At 71.8% G+C, this 1,088-nt stretch carries 1 protein-coding gene; it reads right to left on the bottom strand.

Annotation, left to right across the window (positions count from 1 at the left end; genetic code table 11):
* Positions 1-218: 218 nt before the first annotated feature.
* The coding region (locus BZL64_RS38210; protein WP_086773509.1) for a serine hydrolase domain-containing protein at positions 219-1,088 on the bottom strand (870 nt) is incomplete at its 5' end.

Genomic DNA, 1,088 nt, shown 5'->3' with positions numbered 1-1,088 from the left:
TCTGTGGGGGGCTGCGGGGTGGCGGGGTGCGAGGCCTGAGGCGCTGAGGTGTTGTGGGGCGCCGAGGTGGTGGGCGTGAGGCCTGCGGCTGTGAGCCGCTGTGGCGTCGCCGCGGTCGTGGGCGGGGGGCCCGCCTCGTGGGTGTGAGGCCCGCCGGTCTTCGGGCTGCCTCGGCTGGACGGCTTCGGCCGGACGGCCTCGGTTGCTCGCCCGCTGCTTCACTCGAACGGGTGTCGTGGGACGGGATCTCCGTTCGGGACCGGCTCGTTGGAAGGGGTGCGAGGGCAGAACTCGGAGGCGAGCAGGGCCGGTTCGAGGCTGGGGTCCGCCATCGCCGTCGTGTTCACGCGGAAGGTGAGGACATGACGGCCGTCGACGGTGGCCGCGGTGCGCACGTAGCTGCCCGAGATCCGGCCGTTGTGCCCCCACACGGTCACTCCGCAGGGCAGCCTCGCCGGAATCAGCCCCAGGCCGTACGAGCCATGTGCGGTGCGGGTGTCGAGCATCTCGTGCAGCCGGCGCGAGGGGAGCAGCTCGCCGCTCAGGAGGGCTGAGTAGAAGCGGTTCAGGTCGGCGAGCGTCGTCACCAGCTCGCCCGCGGCCCCGGCCACCCGCGGGTCGAGTTCGGTGACGTCGGTTCCGTCCGGGCCGTGGGCGCGGCCGTGCGGGGAGGGCAGAGAGGTGCGGGACCCGGGAAAGGAGGTGCCGTTCAGAGCAAGCGGATCGAGGATGCGGCGCTCCGCCTCCGTGGCGTAGGAGCGGCCGGTGACCTGTTCGACGACCAGGCCGAGCAGGACGTAGTTGGTGTTGGAGTAGGCGTAGCGGCCACGGTCGGCCGGAGGGTGGGTGAGTGCGATACGGACGGCTTGAAGAGGGGTGACGGGGCGGACGCCACCCGTATCCCGGGCGAAGTCGTACAGGCCGCTGGTGTGGGTCAGCAGGGAACGCAGGGTCAGCGCGCGCCCGTCGTTGCCGGCTCCCCGCACCAGGCCGGGCAGGTACCTCTCGACCGGGTCGGACAGCGACAGTCGCTGTTCCGAGGCCAGTTGGAGCACGACGGTCGCGAGGAAGGTCTTGGTGATGCTGCC

This window comes from Streptomyces bobili (genome assembly GCF_002154575.1).
GTDB lineage: Bacteria > Actinomycetota > Actinomycetes > Streptomycetales > Streptomycetaceae > Streptomyces > Streptomyces bobili.
This window is presented reverse-complemented; position numbering and strand designations above follow the sequence as displayed.